General features: G+C 67.2%; 17 protein-coding genes. 5 read left to right on the top strand and 12 right to left on the bottom strand.

All coding sequences use genetic code 11. From position 1 onward, the window contains the following. Positions 1 to 9: 9 nt before the first annotated feature. Both OEZ60_RS03610 and radA read right to left on the bottom strand, forming a co-directional pair. On the bottom strand, positions 10 to 645 hold the full coding sequence (locus tag OEZ60_RS03610; protein ID WP_263333309.1) for a CvpA family protein: 636 nt from the start codon (positions 643 to 645) through the stop codon (positions 10 to 12). A 17-nt stretch (positions 646 to 662) separates the two neighbouring features. Continuing rightward, a complete protein-coding gene (radA, locus tag OEZ60_RS03605; RefSeq protein WP_263333308.1) occupies positions 663 to 2,030 on the bottom strand; it encodes a DNA repair protein RadA in 1,368 nt (455 codons plus the stop codon). Positions 2,031 to 2,169: 139 nt separating this feature from the next. On the opposite strand from radA, the gene OEZ60_RS03600 reads away from it, so the two are divergent. Continuing rightward, positions 2,170 to 2,946 (top strand): hypothetical protein, encoded by a 777-nt coding sequence (locus OEZ60_RS03600; protein ID WP_263333306.1) that lies wholly within the window; start codon positions 2,170 to 2,172, stop codon positions 2,944 to 2,946. A 223-nt stretch (positions 2,947 to 3,169) separates the two neighbouring features. Here the strand turns inward: OEZ60_RS03600 and OEZ60_RS03595 are convergent, their stop codons facing one another. The 7 genes from OEZ60_RS03595 to pyrC all read right to left on the bottom strand — a co-directional run bounded on the left by OEZ60_RS03595 (position 3,170) and on the right by pyrC (position 9,803). Further along, positions 3,170 to 3,616, bottom strand: a complete 447-nt coding sequence (locus OEZ60_RS03595) for a paraquat-inducible protein A (RefSeq protein ID WP_263333303.1) — start codon at positions 3,614 to 3,616, stop codon at positions 3,170 to 3,172. A gap of 69 nt (positions 3,617 to 3,685) precedes the next feature. Further along, entirely contained in the window at positions 3,686 to 4,432 is a 747-nt protein-coding gene (locus tag OEZ60_RS03590) for an ABC transporter ATP-binding protein (RefSeq protein WP_263333301.1), read from the bottom strand. Next, complete coding sequence (locus tag OEZ60_RS03585) at positions 4,429 to 5,211, bottom strand: MlaE family ABC transporter permease (protein ID WP_263333299.1); 783 nt, start codon at positions 5,209 to 5,211, stop codon at positions 4,429 to 4,431. Before OEZ60_RS03585 ends, OEZ60_RS03590 begins: the two co-directional genes overlap by 4 nt. After that, positions 5,208 to 6,257 carry an alanine racemase gene (gene alr, locus OEZ60_RS03580; RefSeq protein ID WP_263333297.1) on the bottom strand — a complete coding sequence of 350 codons (1,050 nt, stop codon included), beginning with the start codon at positions 6,255 to 6,257 and terminating at the stop codon, positions 5,208 to 5,210. Before alr ends, OEZ60_RS03585 begins: the two co-directional genes overlap by 4 nt. A gap of 47 nt (positions 6,258 to 6,304) precedes the next feature. Beyond that, positions 6,305 to 7,792, bottom strand: coding sequence for a replicative DNA helicase (locus OEZ60_RS03575; RefSeq protein WP_263333295.1), 1,488 nt, complete (start codon positions 7,790 to 7,792; stop codon positions 6,305 to 6,307). Positions 7,793 to 7,977: 185 nt separating this feature from the next. Beyond that, a complete protein-coding gene (locus OEZ60_RS03570; protein ID WP_263333293.1) occupies positions 7,978 to 8,658 on the bottom strand; it encodes an orotate phosphoribosyltransferase in 681 nt (226 codons plus the stop codon). 104 nt (positions 8,659 to 8,762) lie between these two features. Next, entirely contained in the window at positions 8,763 to 9,803 is a 1,041-nt protein-coding gene (gene pyrC, locus OEZ60_RS03565; RefSeq protein WP_263333291.1) for a dihydroorotase, read from the bottom strand. Positions 9,804 to 10,034: 231 nt separating this feature from the next. On the opposite strand from pyrC, the gene OEZ60_RS03560 reads away from it, so the two are divergent. The 3 genes from OEZ60_RS03560 (at position 10,035) to OEZ60_RS03550 (ending at position 12,056) form a co-directional block, all read left to right on the top strand. Next, a complete protein-coding gene (locus tag OEZ60_RS03560; protein ID WP_263333289.1) occupies positions 10,035 to 10,895 on the top strand; it encodes a DUF2189 domain-containing protein in 861 nt (286 codons plus the stop codon). Between the two features lie 143 nt (positions 10,896 to 11,038). Further along, complete coding sequence (locus OEZ60_RS03555) at positions 11,039 to 11,344, top strand: hypothetical protein (RefSeq protein WP_263333287.1); 306 nt, start codon at positions 11,039 to 11,041, stop codon at positions 11,342 to 11,344. 61 nt (positions 11,345 to 11,405) lie between these two features. Then, entirely contained in the window at positions 11,406 to 12,056 is a 651-nt protein-coding gene (locus OEZ60_RS03550; RefSeq protein ID WP_263333285.1) for a hypothetical protein, read from the top strand. A gap of 6 nt (positions 12,057 to 12,062) precedes the next feature. On the opposite strand, the gene OEZ60_RS03545 is transcribed toward OEZ60_RS03550, so the two are convergent. The 3 genes from OEZ60_RS03545 to OEZ60_RS03535 all read right to left on the bottom strand — a co-directional run bounded on the left by OEZ60_RS03545 (position 12,063) and on the right by OEZ60_RS03535 (position 15,193). After that, on the bottom strand, positions 12,063 to 12,989 hold the full coding sequence (locus OEZ60_RS03545) for a phosphoadenosine phosphosulfate reductase (RefSeq protein WP_263333283.1): 927 nt from the start codon (positions 12,987 to 12,989) through the stop codon (positions 12,063 to 12,065). Positions 12,990 to 13,266: 277 nt separating this feature from the next. Then, positions 13,267 to 13,956, bottom strand: coding sequence for an MFS transporter (locus OEZ60_RS03540; protein WP_263333280.1), 690 nt, complete (start codon positions 13,954 to 13,956; stop codon positions 13,267 to 13,269). Positions 13,957 to 14,155: 199 nt separating this feature from the next. Next, on the bottom strand, positions 14,156 to 15,193 hold the full coding sequence (locus OEZ60_RS03535) for an AbrB family transcriptional regulator (RefSeq protein ID WP_263333278.1): 1,038 nt from the start codon (positions 15,191 to 15,193) through the stop codon (positions 14,156 to 14,158). 182 nt (positions 15,194 to 15,375) lie between these two features. Here OEZ60_RS03535 and OEZ60_RS03530 point away from each other — a divergent pair. Then, positions 15,376 to 15,915: hypothetical protein (locus OEZ60_RS03530; RefSeq protein WP_263333276.1), on the top strand; the 540-nt coding region annotated here is incomplete at its 3' end.

Below are 15,915 nucleotides of genomic sequence, written 5' to 3'. Positions count from 1 at the left end.
ATGCGAGGTTCAGTTGGCGGTCGAAGGCGCGGTCAGGGTCTTCGCACCGGTCCCGTTCGCTTCCTCGGTCGGGGCCGGCTCGGCGGGGGCGGCGGCGACGCAACCGCCGACAAGCTCCTCGTACCGCGCCATCACCCAGGCCGGCGCGTCCTGCGGCATCTCCTTGTTGAGCTTGTCCTCGAGCGAGGCGAACACGACCGCCGAGCGGGACTGGTCGACGACCGGAACCGTCGCGGCCACGAGCACGCGGTTGTAGACCACGAAGGCCACCGCGACGAGGAGGATGCCGCGCAGGACGCCGAAGAGGAAGCCGAGCCCCTGATCGACGCCGCCGAGCGCCGAGCGCTGGACCGCGGAGGCAAAGAGCGGCGTGAAGACCGACATCACGATCAGTGCCAGCGCGAAGACCGCGGCGAAGGAGGCGATGATCGACAGTTCGCAGCTTTCGCCGAGATAGGTGTCAAGGACCGGGATCTGCTTGACCAGCGGCTCGGCCTGCGGCGCGAAGATGAAGGCGAGCACCGCAGCGGCGACCCAGCCGAGGATCGCCAGCGACTCGCGGACGAATCCGCGGCTGTAGGCCAGTACCGCCGAGACCAGAATGACCACGGCAACGACGGCGTCGACGATTGTGAAACCTTCCATGTTCCTGCTCCTCGCTCTCAGCCCGCGGCGAACATCTCGCCGACGAACGTCGTTAGATCGGGCATCTTTCGCACCCTGATCCCGTCCTCGCCCTCCGTCTTGCTGCGTTCCGGGGCGACTGCTTGTGAGAAACCAAGTTTTCGCGCTTCTTTCAACCTGTTTTCGGTCTGACCCACAGGGCGGAGCGCGCCGGAGAGTGAAATTTCGCCGAAAATCACCATGTCGGGCGGCAGAGCAACATCCTCGCGCGCCGAAAGGAGCGCCGCCGCGACCGCGAGATCGGCGGCGGGTTCGGCGACGCGCATCCCGCCCGCGACGTTGAGGAAGACGTCGAGCCCGGCGAAGGGGATGCCGCAGCGGGATTCGAGTACCGCGAGGATTGTGGAGAGCCGGCCGCTGTCGAGCCCGACCACGGTGCGGCGCGGAGTGCCAAGCGGCGAGGGCGCGACAAGCGCCTGGATCTCGGTCAGCACCGGCCGCGTGCCCTCTATCCCGGCGAATACCGCCGAGCCCGGGTGGGCCTGGCCGCGCTCGGAGAGAAAGAGCGCCGAGGGATTGGCGACCTCGGCAAGGCCGGCGCCGGTCATCTCGAAGACGCCGATCTCGTCGGCCGGGCCGAAACGGTTCTTGACCGCGCGCAGGATGCGGAACTGGTGGCCGCGCTCGCCCTCGAAATAGAGAACGGTGTCGACCATGTGCTCGACGACGCGGGGGCCGGCGATCTGGCCCTCCTTGGTGACATGCCCGACGAGAATTACCGAGGTGCCGCGCTTCTTGGCAAAGCTCACCAGTTCGTGCGCGGCGGCGCGGACCTGGGAGACCGAGCCCGGTGCGGCCTCGACATGGTCGGCCCACATGGTCTGGATCGAGTCGATGATCACGAGATCGGGGCGGGCACCGTCGAGCGTGGTCAGGATGTCGCGCAGGTTGGTCTCGGCGCCGAGCCGCACCGGCGCATCGGCAAGGCCGAGCCGCTGGGCGCGCATCCTGACCTGGGCAGAGGCCTCCTCGCCGGAGAGATAGAGGCAGGAAAGACCGGTGCGCGCGAAACTCGCCGCGGCTTGCAGAAGCAGGGTCGACTTGCCGATGCCGGGATCGCCGCCGACGAGGATCGCCGAAGCCGGCACCAGCCCGCCACCAAGTACGCGATCGAGCTCGCCCATGCCGGAGGCGGCCCGCGGCGGCGGGACTTCCGTCGTGGCGAGCGTGGTGAGTTCGATCTGGCGGCCCTTCGCGGCGCCGAGCGTCTTCGCCGCCGGACCAGCCGAGAGCGGGGCCTCCTCGACGATCGAGTTCCAGGAGCCACAGGAGTCGCAACGCCCGGTCCATTTCTTGTGGACCGCGCCGCATTCCGAGCATGTGTAGGACGGGCCCGTTTTCGCCATGCGCCCTTCCTGCCCGATGCCGCGCGTAGCGGCAAGGGGGGGCGCCGCCGCCGGGCCTAGCAATGGGTCTTGCCATGCATTAGACCCACGAATGAGCGCGGGCGGACGAATTTGCAACATTAGGTTGGGACTGCGGATGATGGACGCATTTGAGAAGCTGCGCGCCCACCGTCTCATCTTCACGATTACCCCCGGCCGCAGTGGCAGCAAGCTTCTCACCGCGCTTGGTCAATGCATCTCTGGTGTTCAGGCCGTACATGAAGGCCCACCGAGGATGAACTATGTCCTGCGCGGAATCTGCGACCATCCGCCGGCGGCTCGGTGGTGGCTGGAAAGCGAGATGTTTCCGGCGATTGCAAGCCACCTTGAAGGCACGGCTTTCTTCGAGACCTCTCACCTCTTCTGCAAGGGCTTTGTCGAACCGACCCTGGATCTGGGCCTTCGGCCGAGTTTCGTGATCCTGACGCGCCCCGCCCGCGAGGTGGCGTCCAGCCTGTTCTCGATTGGCTGCGTGCCGGAGCGCACTGGCATCGGGCGCCTGGTACTTCTCGGTCCGACGGATCCGAATGTTCAGACTGCAAGAGATTGGCAAGATTGGAGCGATTATCAACTTTGCTATTGGTACGCTAAAGAAATCGAACGGCGTCAAACTGCCTACGAACACTGGCTTCCGAGCCAGGGCTGCGAGGTATTCCGGGTTCAGCTGACCGAGCTCCAGGAACCCTCAACTTTGCCGCGACTTGCCCGGTTCATAACGGGCCAGTCAGACCCATTGATCGACACGGTCGGGGCTGCCGCCGTCCTCTCCCGGAATCAGAACCCCAAGATCGGGCTTGCGTCCGAAATCACTCTCCCACCCCCGGTGGCGGAACTCGCAAGTCAAGAAGCCGAAGTCGATCAGGTCTTCACGGAATAACAGGGGGGGCGCCGGCCCTAGGCCGCCTTTTGGAGACCGTCATGTACGCATGACCACTCATTCCGAGCCTGCGCCGCGTCCGTAATCCGATCGCGAAAGGGCACGACGACCATGACGGTCATCGACGACGCCCCGGCACCGACGGGCGCATCCCGCGGGAACACCTCAACGGCTTCCTTCCAGTTCATCCTGCCGCAAGCATCCCCGCCGATGGCTGGCCGAGTCAGCGACCCTTCGACGGGGCGCGCGCGCGCTCTGTCAGATGCGAGATCGCGAGGCTCGCGAGAATGCAGCCGGTGAAGAGGTAGAGGCCCCAAGCGGTCTCGATCCGGCCGACGCCGACGCCCTTGGCGATGACGATGTAGAGCGCGATGAGGAAGATGTCGGCCATTGCGAGGCGGCCGAGCAGGTGAAGGCCGGCGAGGATGCGCGGCGAGGCGAGGCGGAACTGCACCAGCGCGAGGCCGATCGTCTTGAGATAGGGCGCGAAGATCGCGAGGAAGGTGACGAGGAGCGCGAGGACCGCGTCCTTTTCCCAAAGCGCCTGGAGGCCGGTCACCACCGAGATCGCGTCGAGATCGAAGAAGGGAAGAAGGCCCGCGCGGAGGAGCGGCGCGAACCAGGAGACCGGAAACAGGATCAGGAGCGAAAGGTTCGCGACACGCAGCATGACGCTCGTGATACAGGATCGCGCGGGTGGCACCAAGGGGGCGTGTCCACCGCGCTTGTACGCGCTGGCTCAGCGGACGGCCGCGATCGGACCCTCGGCGCGGCCGTGGATGAATTGCTGGACGTAAGGGTCTGATGTTTCGTCCATTTCCGCGATCGGACCGGTCCACTGGATGACCCCGTCATGGAGCATCGCCACCCGGTCGGCGATGGCGCGGACCGAGCTCATGTCATGGGTGATCGCCATTGCGGTTGCGCCCATCTCGGTCACGATCTCGCGGATCAGTTCGTTGATAACGCCGGCCATGATCGGGTCGAGCCCGGTCGTGGGCTCGTCGAAGAAGATGATCTCGGGCTCCGCCGCGATGGCGCGGGCGAGGCCGACGCGCTTCTGCATGCCGCCCGACAGTTCGGCGGGGAAGAGGTCGGCCACCTCCGGTTTCAGCCCGACGCGGCGGAGCTTTTCGATGGCGATCTCGCGCGCCTCACCCTTCGGGCGCTTCAGCGAGCCGCGCAGGAGCCGGAAGGCGACGTTCTGCCAGACCGGCAGCGAGTCGAAGAGAGCGCCGCCCTGGAAGAGCATCCCGAAGCGCGCGAGGAAGGCGTCGCGCGCGGCGGTGCCAACATCCTCGCCATCGAGCGCGATCGTACCGCTGTCGGGTTGGACAAGCCCGAGGATGCATTTGAGAAGAACCGATTTTCCGGTGCCGGACCCGCCGATGATCACCATGCTCTCGCCGGTCGGCACGGTCAGGTCCACGCCCCTGAGGACGCGGTTCTTGCCGAACGCCTTGTGAACTTGCGACAGCGTGATCATGCCGAGAAGAAGAGCTCCGTCATCAGGTAGTTCGTGGCGAGGATCAGTACCGAGGCGGCGACCACCGCCGATTTCGTCGCGCGTCCGACGCCTTGGGCGCCGCGCGCCGAGTTCATGCCAAAATAGCAGCCCATCAGCGCCACGATGAAGCCGAAGGCCGCGCCCTTCCAGAGGCCCGAGACGATGTCCCAGAGTTCAAGGAATTCCCGTGTATTCTTGAGATAGGTCGCGGGGTTGAAGCCGAGCCGGTTCACGCCGACGAGGTAGCCGCCGAAGATGCCGATGCTGTCGCCGACCGCGACGAGGACCGGCACCGCGAGCGTCGCGGCGAGGACCCGCGGCACGGTGAGGTATTTCATCGGATGGGTGGACAGAGTCGTCAGCGCGTCGATCTGCTCGGTCACCTTCATCGTGCCGATCTCGGCCGCGATCGACGAGGCGACACGGGCCGCGACCATGAGCCCGCCAAGGACCGGGCCAAGTTCGCGCACCATGCCGATGGCGACGATCGAGGGCACCACCGCCTCGGCCGAGAACCGGGCGCCGCCGGCATAGATCTGCAGAGCCAGCGCGCCGCCGGTGAAAAGCGCGGTCATGCCCACGACGGGCAGGCTGAACCAGCCGATCTGCATCAGCGCCGCGAGGAATTCCTTCGGGTAGAAGGGCGGGCGGAAGAGGTGGCTCAACGTCTCGGCCCCGAAGATCGCCATCCGGCCGAGCGTCGCGAGCCCGGCGAGGACCAGCCGGCCGAGCGCGCCGAGCGGAGCCAGGAGGTTCATCCCGCGCCGCCTTCGTAGGCCCGCGCATAGCGATGGCCGAGCGAGGTCAGGATCTCGTAGCCGATCGTGCCGGCGGCGGTGGCGAGCGCGTCGACACCCTGTGACGGGCAAAGGATGTCCAAGGTCTCGGGTGCGTGGTCGAGGTCGGTGACATCGACGCCGATCATGTCCATCGACACGCGGCCGGCGAGCGGGCAGGGCGTGGTTCCGGCATAGAGCGTGGCGCGGCCGGTCATCGCGCGGATGAGGCCATCGGCATAGCCCGCGCCGAGGGTGGCGATGCGGCTCGGCCGCTTCGCCGCCCAGCCGTCGCCATAACCCACCGTCTCGCCCGCGGCGATGTCGCGGATCTGGATCACCGGCAGCGAGAGCCGCACCACCGGCCGGGCTTTCGCGAAGGGCAGGCCGCCATAGAGGCCGACGCCGGGGCGGGTGAGGTCGAAGTGATAGTCGGGGCCGAGGAGAATGCCGCCGGTCGCGGCCAGCGAGCGCTTTACACCGGTACCGTCGGTCATGCGGCGGAAGGTGGCGAGCTGGGCCGCGTTCATCGCGTGCTCCGGCTCGTCGGCGCAGGCAAGGTGCGACATGAGAAGCACAGGACCCTCGGCCAGCACCGAGGGCGCGAGCGTGCGCCAGTCGGCCTCTTCGAGGCCGAGCCGGTTCATGCCGCTGTCAAGCTGGATGCCGAAGGAGCGGCCGGGCAAGACGTTGCGCTGGCGGATTACCTGTTCGGTCGAATTCAGAAGCGGGATCAGGTCGTTGCCGGAAATGGCCTCGGCGTCCCCCGCCATATGGCCGGAAAAGACGAAGATCTCGGGCGCGGGGCCGGCGGCCGCGCGCAGGGCAACGCCTTCGCTGCATTCGGCGACGAAGAAGCGGCGCACGCCGGCCGCGGCGAGAGCCCGTCCGACCCGTGCAGCGCCGAGCCCGTAGGCATCGGCCTTCACCACCGCGGCGGTTTCGACCGCGGATGCCGAAAGGGAAGCGAGCGCCCGCCAGTTCGCGGCGATCGCGTCGAGGTCGATGGAGAGAATTGCCTGTGCCATGCGCCGGGTTTTGCCGGCTTGCCCTGCAAGGTCAAGCGCAAACGTCGTCAGAACCCCTCGCCACCCTGCTGCCAGGCCTTCACGAGGTTGCCGAAGCGGGTGAAGCGACCCTCGAAGGAGAGCTCGACCGTGCCGATCGGCCCGTGGCGCTGCTTGCCGATGATGACCTCGGCCTTGCCGTGGACCTGCTCCATGATCTCCTGCCAGGCGGCCATCTTCTCGAGCTCGTGGTCGGCCGGCTTCTCCCGTTCCTTGTAGTACTCGTCGCGGTAGACGAACATCACGACGTCGGCGTCCTGTTCGATCGAGCCGGATTCCCTGAGGTCCGAGAGTTGCGGACGCTTGTCCTCGCGGCTTTCCACCTGGCGCGAGAGCTGCGAGAGCGCAACGACAGGAATGCTCAGCTCCTTGGCGAGCGCTTTCAGACCCATTGAGATCTCGCCGATTTCCAGCACGCGGTTGTCGCCCTTGCCGGTGCCGCGCAGAAGCTGGAGGTAGTCGACGAAAACGACGTCGAGCCCGTGCGTGCGCTTGAGGCGCCGGCAGCGGGCCGTAACCTGGCTGATCGGCAGGGCGGGGGTGTCGTCGATATAGAGCGGGCAGGTCTCCAGTGCCTTTGCGGCCTCGACGAAGCGGCGGAATTCCTGCTCGGACATGTCGCCGCGGCGGATCTGCTCGGAGGGAACCTCGGAGGCTTCCGAGAGGATCCGCGCGGCAAGCTGCTCGGCCGACATTTCGAGCGAGAAGAAGCCCACCACGCCGCCTTCGACGGCGCCTTCCGTCCCGTCGTGCCGGCGGCCGCGCTTGTAGGCCTTGGCGATGTTGAAGGCGATGTTGGTGGCGAGCGAGGTCTTGCCCATCGAGGGGCGGCCGGCGAGGATCAGGAGGTCGGAGGGATGCAGCCCCCCGAGCTTCTTGTCGAGATCGACAAGCCCGGTCGAGACGCCGGAAAGCCCGCCGTCCCGCTGGTAGGCGGCGAGGGCCGACTGCACCGCCTCGGTCGTGGCCTTGAGGAACGAGACGAAGCCCTTCTCGGCCGTGCCCTGCTCTGCGAGCGTGTAAAGCCGCTGTTCGGCTTCGGTGATCTGGTCCTTGGGGTCGTTGTCGACCTCGATCGTCTTGGCGCGGGTCGAGATGTCCTGGCCGAGCCGGATCAGTTCGCGCCGGACCGCGAGTTCGTAGATCATCTGCGCATAGTCGCGCGCCGCGAAGGCGGAAATGGCGGCGCCGGCGAGCCGCGCCAGATAGGCGGGCCCGCCGAGCGCCTTCAGCCCCTCGTCTTCCTCGAGATAGCCCTTCAGCGTCACCGGCGAGGCGAGCGCGTTCTTCTGGATGCGCGCGACGGCGATCTCGAAGATGCGCTGGTGGACGGGCTCGAAGAAGTGCTCGGCTTTCACGAGCGCCGCGATCCTGTCGTATATGTCGTTGTTGGTCAGGATCGCGCCGAGGAGCTGCTGCTCGGCCTCGATATTGTGCGGAAGCGTATCCGTCTCGGGCACATCCTTGATCGCCCGAATGGTCGCCAGGTCGTTCATCTTTGTCCCTCATTGCTGGCGACGGGATATGCGCCACCGCCGCGGGGCGGTGCAAATTGTATATCGCTGTGGATGAATTGTGGAAAAGCGCCGCCGCGCATATGATGTGAGATGGCGGCGCTCGCTGTCAATATCTTGATCGCCTCAACCGGCGATTGCGACTTTCGGCGATACTTGACGTAGCGTCAGATTTTGGCGCGGGCGTCTTGCCAGGCCCGTGGCTGGGTAAGGAAGGCCTCGACTTCCGACAGTGTCGCGGAATCGAAGGCGCCCGATTCGCGCGCCTCGGCGAGGACGTCCCACCAGGTGCAGAGGTGATGGAGGCTGACGCCGTGCCGGCCGAGGGTCTCGATCGTCTCGGGGAAGATTCCGTAATAGAAAATCACCGCGGTGTGGGCGCAGGTGGCGCCCGTTTCGCGGATCGCGTCGACGAAGGAGAGCTTCGAGCCGCCATCGGTCGTCAGATCCTCGACGAGAAGTACACGCTCGCCTTCCGCCATCGCGCCCTCGATCCGCGCGTTCCGGCCGTAGCCCTTCGGCTTCTTGCGGACATAGGTCATCGGCAGCGCAAGGCGCTCGGCGACCATCGCGGCGAAGGGGATGCCCGCGGTCTCGCCGCCGGCGATGTTGTCGAAGGCCTCGAAGCCCGCCTCGCGCATCACCGTGACGGCGAGGAAATCCATCAGCGTCGCGCGGATGCGGGGATAGGAGATGAGCTTGCGGCAGTCGATATAGGTGGGAGAGGGCAGTCCCGAGGCGAGCGTGAAAGGCTCGACCGCGTTGAAATGCACCGCCTTGATCTCCAGAAGCATCCGCGCGGTAAGGCGCGCGATCTCTTCTTTCGGGGGGAAGGACGTGGGGATCATGGGCTTACCTCTTCAGCTTCGTCTTGCCCCAAATATCCCCGCCGGAGGCATCAGGTGGCGGGGCCGGGAGCCTCCGGTGGGGATATTTGGGGCAAGATGAATGGTCAATCCTCGACTTTCCAGTTCAGCGGAAAGCCCGGGTCGAACACCGTGACGGGGCCCGCGCCGGTCTCGATCTTGGCCGGGTAGTCGATCGCCGGCCCCTTGGTGAGACGGATCCGCGCGTCGTTCGGCGCGAGCCGGTAGAAGGCGGCGCCGTTCAGCGACGTGAAGGCCTCGAGCCGGTCCAGCGCGTTTTCTTCCTCGAAGACATGGGCGAGGATCGAGAGCGTGTTGGTCGCGGTGAAGCAGCCGGCGCAGCCGCAGGCATGTTCCTTGAGGTGATCGGCATGGGGGGCGCTGTCAGTGCCGAGGAAGAAGCGCGGCTCTCCGCTCGTCGCGGCCTCGCGGAGCGCCAGCCGGTGTTTTTCGCGCTTGGCGACCGGCAGGCAGTAGTAGTGCGGCTTGATCCCGCCCGCGAGGATGTGATTGCGGTTGATCACGAGGTGGTGGGTGGTGATCGTCGCGCCGAGGTCGTCGCCGCCGGTACGGGCGTAGGCGACGCCTTCCTCGGTGGTGATGTGTTCCATCACCACACGCAGGCCCGGCGTTCCGCGGCGGACCGGGTCGAGAACGCGCTCGATGAACACCGCCTCGCGGTCGAAGATGTCGACCTCGGAAGCCGTGACCTCGCCGTGGACGCAGAGCGGCAGGCCGATCTCGGCCATCGTCTCGAGCACGCCGCGGACCTTGTCGAAGTCCCGCACGCCCGACTGCGAATTCGTGGTGGCGCCGGCCGGGTAGAGCTTCACCGCCTTTATGAGCCCCGAAGCATGGGCGGCGGCGACGTCCCCGGGGTCGGTCGCCTCGGTCAGGTAGAGCGTCATCAGCGGCTCGAACGTCATGCCATCGGGAAGGGCCGCCATGATGCGGTCGCGGTAGGCCGCCGCGTCGCGCGCGGTCACGACCGGCGGCACGAGGTTCGGCATGATAATCGCGCGGGCGAAGTGGCGCGCGGTTTCGGGCAGGACGGCCTCCAGCATCGCGCCGTCGCGCAGGTGCAGATGCATGTCGTCGGGGCGGCGGAGCGAGAGCGTGTCGGTCATGGCTCTGCCCTACACCCTCCGGGAGCGGGTTTCCACTGTCCGCAGGTGCCGCGCGCGATTTTCCTGCGGCGGTCTGGGGGAGCGCGCGGTGCGTCACGCATTTGCGAATGGGTGCGAGCGGATATCGTGGTAGAATGTTGGATCGGCGCTGCCAGGTTTGCCCGGCGGGCGACGATTGCGCCGGGCCCAATGCCGGCCGCGCCGCCAGTTTGGCAGAGCGGAGTGGAATCCATGGTCAAGACGATCGGCAATCCGCTGTCCTGGGGTGCACACATTCTGGGCGAGGCGGGCCACGATGTGGGCGAGGTTACCCGCGAACTCGGGGGGGCGGCCGCGGCGCCGCCGACGGTGAGAAGGATTGGCGTGAGCGACCTCCGCGCGGCGCTGAGGCTCGGTGCGGCCGACTTCATGGCGCTCAGGTCCGACGTCATCATGGCGTGCCTGCTCTATCCGATCATCGGCGTCTGCCTGGTGTGGGTCGCCTTCAATCGCAACCTCCTGCCGCTGGTGTTTCCGCTGGTCTCGGGCTTCGCGCTGCTCGGGCCCGCGGCGGCCGTGGGGCTGTACGAGATGAGCCGGCGCCGCGAACAGGGCAAGCCCGCAGGTTGGTCGACCGGCTTCTCGGTCCTCGCCTCGCCGCGGTTCGGCGCGATCCTTGTGCTTGCCGCCGCGCATTTCTTCGTCTTCTTCCTGTGGATCCTCGTCGCCTATGGCATCTTCCTGGTCACGATGGGACCGGAGATCCCGGCCTCGGCGACGGTCTTCTTCCGGGACGTGATGTCCACCGGCGCGGGCTGGGCGATGATCCTGCTCGGCATTCCGACGGGTTTCCTGTTCGCGGTCTTCGTGCTCGCCACGAGCGCGGTGTCGTTTCCGCTGCTGATCGACCGCAATGTCGGCCTGCCCGTCGCCGTCGTGACCTCGGTCCGGGTGGCAAGGACCAATCCCGCGACGATGGCGCTCTGGGGGCTGATCGTGGCGGGGGCGCTGGTGCTCGGATCCTTGCCGCTGCTGCTCGGGCTCGCGGTGGCGATGCCGATCCTCGGCCACGCGACCTGGCATCTCTACCGCCGCGCGGTGACCCCGGTCTGAACGGGCGAGCGGCCGGAGTGGCATGCGAAGAAACCCGCCGATCCTGATTGGCGGCAGTTGGCGGCGCTTGCGCTGGCTTTCGCAAACGCGCAGACTCCGCCGCGAGAGCGCATCAATGCGCCCATGAGAGATCGAGCAGTCTGATGAAATACTTTTTTATCGCCGCGGCGACCGCGGTGCTTCTTGCCGGTTGCGCGCAGGATCCCGGCTTTTTCGGGGTGGCGGGCGTACGTGACGCGTCTGCGGCGGAGGTCGCGCAATGCGCCTACGTCACCAATATCCGGATGGCGCCGGCCGCCTACGGGCCGCTGGCGGGGCAGGGCGTGAAATACGCGCGCAACCGCATGATGGCCGATGCCCGCGACGCCGGCGCGAACGCGATCGTCTTCGATCCGGTAACACCGGGAGCGGATGTCTACGAGCTCAACGCCGCCGCCTATCGCTGCTGAACGATCCGCGGGCGGCCGAGCTTGTCGCTGACACCATTTCCTGCGATGCCCTCCTCCCATGATGAGCGGCAGCAACATGTCCGGCATGGAGCAGGCGCGACGCGTGTCCGTCGCGGCGCTCGCCGCCGTGACACTCGCCGCGGGGGGTGCCCTGGCGGCGGACTGCCCGGTTGCGGCCGACCTGTCGACCGGCATAGCCGCCGAGTACGCCGATGGCGGTCGCGTCGATTATCGCGACGCCGGGGAGGGCCGCATCGCGATCTTCGAGCCGGACTCGGATGGGTCTTCGAGCGGCCTCGTCTTCCTCAGCCGGGCGGGGCTTTACGATCTGGTGGTCGCGCGTCGGCAGAACGGCGTGAACGACCCCGAGCGCAGCCTCACGCTTGTCTATTCCGAGCCGGAGGAGGACCTGCCGAACCCGGAACCCGGCGGGGCGTGGCTCGGCACGGTTGACACCGTCTTTCCCGGCGGCGCCATCGATACCGACACCGCAGTCTATGTCTTCGGCTCGGCCAGCGACCGCGAGATCGGCGGATGCCGCTATGCCACGCTTGCGGTCAAGGCGAGCTTCATCGGCCCCGTCGACTGGGTGGCGCAGGACTTCATCTACTTCACAGATATCGGGATCGCCGTGCCGACCGCGCGCCGTGTCGCGGGTGCGGAGCGGCCTTCGGGGCGGGCGCTCGCCAGGCTGATACGGCTGCCACGCTGAAGCTGCTCAGCGTCGGCGACTCGGTAGCTTCCGGCCCTGAGCTTCGAGATCCTGGCGGAGCCGAGCGAGGCGCATGGCGAAAGCCGGAACATTGAGACGCTCGGCAACCGAGCGGCACAGGAGAGCGGCAAGGTAGGGACGCCCATCCCTGTCGAGCCGGGCGAGAAGGTTCTGCAAATAGGGAATGTAGTTGCGGCGCGCGCGATAGATGGTTCGGAACCGCGTCGCGTCGAACTCTCCGGCTCCGATCGCGGACAAGATGGCGCGGATGATCCGCATCTCCTCGAGTGCGCGACCGATGTCGCGGCCGAGATTGCGGCACGGCAGCAGGGTGACATGGGCGCGTGCGAACAGCGCCGCGTGCATCGCGTCGAGGTTCTGTTCGGGGTCGAAGATCACATAGACGTCGCCGGCGCCTTCGGTCATTTCGGGCGCGTAGCCATACCGGTCGGTGAAGCACAGGCGCCGGAACTCGGTGAAGCGCGGATCCCAGCCGGTGATGCGCGGGTCGAGCGTCGCCTGCGGCGCGGCGAGGATCACGGTCGCGCCCGGCGCGGTGGCGGAATAGGCCGCCGCCGCATAGCCTGCCATGCCGGCGCCGTAGAATACGACCTGGTCGAATTCTTCGAAGAAAGCCGCGTCAACGAGCTGGTCGAAATACGCGTAGACGGTCTTGTCGCGGAACCAGGTGTCGCTGCGGGCGAGAAGGCACAGATGCGACCATTTGCGTTCCTTCGCCAGATCGAAGCCCACCGGCAGGCTATCGGGATGGCGGTTCGCGATTTCGTCGGATGACTCGAAGGTGACGATCAGGGTCGGGCCGCGGTCGAGGAACAGGGCAGCGTGCGAATGGCCCAGACGGTGACACTCTCCCTCCGCCTTGCCCAAATCGCTGATCCCGGCAAACCATTCCACATCGGACAGGGATCGCAAGTCCGATGGGCCTGCGCCGATGTCCTGCATTCACATTACATCCATACTCGTCCCGCTCACAGTTTGCGCCCGGAAGGGTCCGTTGTGCAAGATATCAGAAAGGGTAAGCTGTTTTTGTTGGCTTTTCCCGACCAATCTGTTTCGTCCGAATTCGTTAAGGGCTGTTCGTGGACGATCTGTTTCCGATCGGCGCGGCCTGCCTGGGTGAGTTGCGCTCATGAGAACCGTGCCGCGCACGCTGTCGGGCGCAGCCGCGGCAGGCGTCCGAGTAAAGGCCTCAGGCGTCTCCGGACGCCGGATCGGTCCGCCACCGTGGCCAGAGCCAGGCGGTGGCCGCGACCAAGAGGGTCGCGAGCAGACCGAGCAGCACAGCCGCTGTCGCCATCGCCAAGCGAGCGCCGAGCCAACCCGAAAGGGGGTAGGTGACAAGCCAGCATCCATGCGAGAGCGCGAACTGCGCGGCAAACAGGGCGGGACGTTCCGAGGCTCCGGCCGAGCGGCGCAACAGCCGTCCTGTGGGCGTCAGGATCGTCGAACTGGCGAAGCCGGTCGTGGTCATCCATCCCAAACAGATCGGCCAGAACTCCGCCTCGGATTCGGGCGTGAGCGCGAGGATCGCCGTGCCGACCGGCAATGCAAGCCCGAGCGCCGAGCCGCTGGTGAGCATCACCTTCCGTTCGGGCGTTCGGTAGAGGAGACGAGGCGGCTCCAGGTCGGCGAGCGCCGGGCTCGCGATGTTCTCGAGATTCATCGTGAGCCGCGACAGCTTCAGCGCGTGGGCATACCGACGCTCGTCGGGAAGGATGTCGGGGATTGTCGCGTGGAAGGTCGGTGTGAAGGCGACCGAGGCCGGTTGCAGCACGAAGACCAGGGCGTGGACCAGGTCGTGCGTTCTTAGAAGCCCGCGCCGGGGCAATCCGCCGAGAAGCACATTGGCCACCGGGGCGGGCGTGACATAGGCCACCATCTTGAGGACAAGCGCGAAGCCGAGGCCGAGTTCGCCTTCGGCAACGGCGCGGTCGAAGGCTTGAAGCGCCAGCGCGATCGTCAGGTTGCCAGGCCGATCGCGGCGGCTGCGTGGTTCCTGCGGAGTCGGGCCGGGGATCGACGGACAACGGCGCCACTCCTCTGGGGCGGGGCAAGAACGTCACGCGGGCGCGCCGCCGTCAATCGGGGCGGCGCGTCGGCCCGCAGCGCCCGACGAGCGGCGCCACGAGGATGACGAAGAAGATCCGGGTCAGGTGATGGGCGACGACGAAGCCGACATCGGCCCCGGCGACGATCGCGATCACCGCCATCTCGGCCTGGCCGCCGGGCAGGAACGACAGGAGGATATCGGGAAGCGGCGCCGTCGAGACGCTGGCGGCGATGGCGACGAAGCCCGTGGAGACCAGCGCGAGCAGCACCGCGAAACCGATTCCGGCCCCGACCGTAACGCGCAGCTCGCGCGCCGTGATGCCGGTGTATTTCGCCCCGACCGAAATGCCGATGAAGAACTGCGCCGCCCAGATCATCTCGGCGGGCGGGCGGTGCTCGATGAAGCCCGCAAGGCTGAGGCCCGCGGTGAGGATCAGCGGCCCGAGGATCGAGGCACCGAAGAGGCGGGCGCGTTCGGCGAGCTTCCAGCCGGCCGGGCCGGCGATCAGCATCAGGAGCATTTCGGTCGCCGGGATATCGCCAAGGTGAAGCCCCGGAGGGCGGCTGAGGTCCAAACCCCACGCCGCCATCAGGAGGAACGGCGCGACGGTGACGATGACAAGGACGCGGGTGGCATGGACAAGGCTCATGGTGCGGACGTCTCCGCCCGCCTCCTCGCCGAAGACGAGCATGTCCTGCAGTCCGCCCGGCATTGCCGCGTAAAAGGCGGTTGGCCGGTCGAACCCCGCGACGCGGCGGAAGTATGGATAGCCAAGAGCGCCGATGGTGATGACGTAGAGCGGAACGAGCGCGAGCGAGAGGCCCTGCGCCGGAAGGGCGGCGATCAGTCCGGGCGTGACGGTGGATCCGATCGCCACGCCGAGATAGCTGCGCATGAAGGTCCCGGTTGCGCCCATTCCGGCGAGAGGGACGCGGGCGAGTGCCGCAGCGAGGCAACCGAGCATCGGGCCGAGGAGAAGCGGCAGCGGCCAGCCCGCCAGCAGGAACCCGCCCGCCCCGAGCAGGGCGGCTGCGAGCGTTCGCAGTCTGGCGCCGCGGACCGGCATCATGTGACCCCTCTATCCCGCCGTCCGGCTTGCACTCCGGAGCCTGACAGGAGCCTGACACCGCCGGATCGGCGGAGCGCCGCACGATGACGCAAGCGTGATGCCGAGGGGGAACCTGAGCGGCCGAGATTCGTTTAATAGAGTGGCGACAGCGGCCAGAACGCTGCAGATTCGAGGTACCCATGCGAAGCAGACTGAACACCACCACCGCCTTGATTGCGAGCCTCTCGCTGATTGCACCGGCGCCCGCGATGTCGCAGGACACCGGTGCCGAGACCGCGATGATCTGCCCCGACGGCTCGGCGCTGCCCTGCCCGGAGGGCGTCGAACCGATCCCGGCCCCCGCCGCTGAGCCCGCGGCTGAAGTGCCTGCCGCCGAGGTCGTGGTCGAGGAGCCCGTGGCTGAGGAGCCTGCCGCCGAGGTCGTCGTCGAGGAGCCCGTGGCTGAAGAGCCTGCCGCCGAGGTCGTGGTCGAGGAGCCCGTGGCTGAGGAGCCTGCCGCCGAGATCGTGGTCGAGGAGCCCGTGGCTGAGGAGCCTGCCGCCGAGGTCGTGGTCGAGGAGCCCGTGGCTGAGGAGCCTGCCGCCGAGGTCGTGGTCGAGGAGCCCGTGGCTGAGGAGCCTGCCGCCGAGGTCGTGGTCGAGGAGCCCGTGGCTGAAGAGCCTGCCGCCGAGGTCGTGGTCGAGGAGCCCGTGGCTGAGGAGCCTGCCGCCGAGGTCGTG

The sequence above is a fragment of the Albidovulum salinarum genome, assembly GCF_025673475.1.
GTDB classification, from domain to species: Bacteria; Pseudomonadota; Alphaproteobacteria; order Rhodobacterales; family Rhodobacteraceae; genus Albidovulum; species Albidovulum salinarum.
The sequence above is the reverse complement of the archived record's forward strand: the minus strand, read 5'-3'. Positions and strand labels throughout refer to the sequence as shown.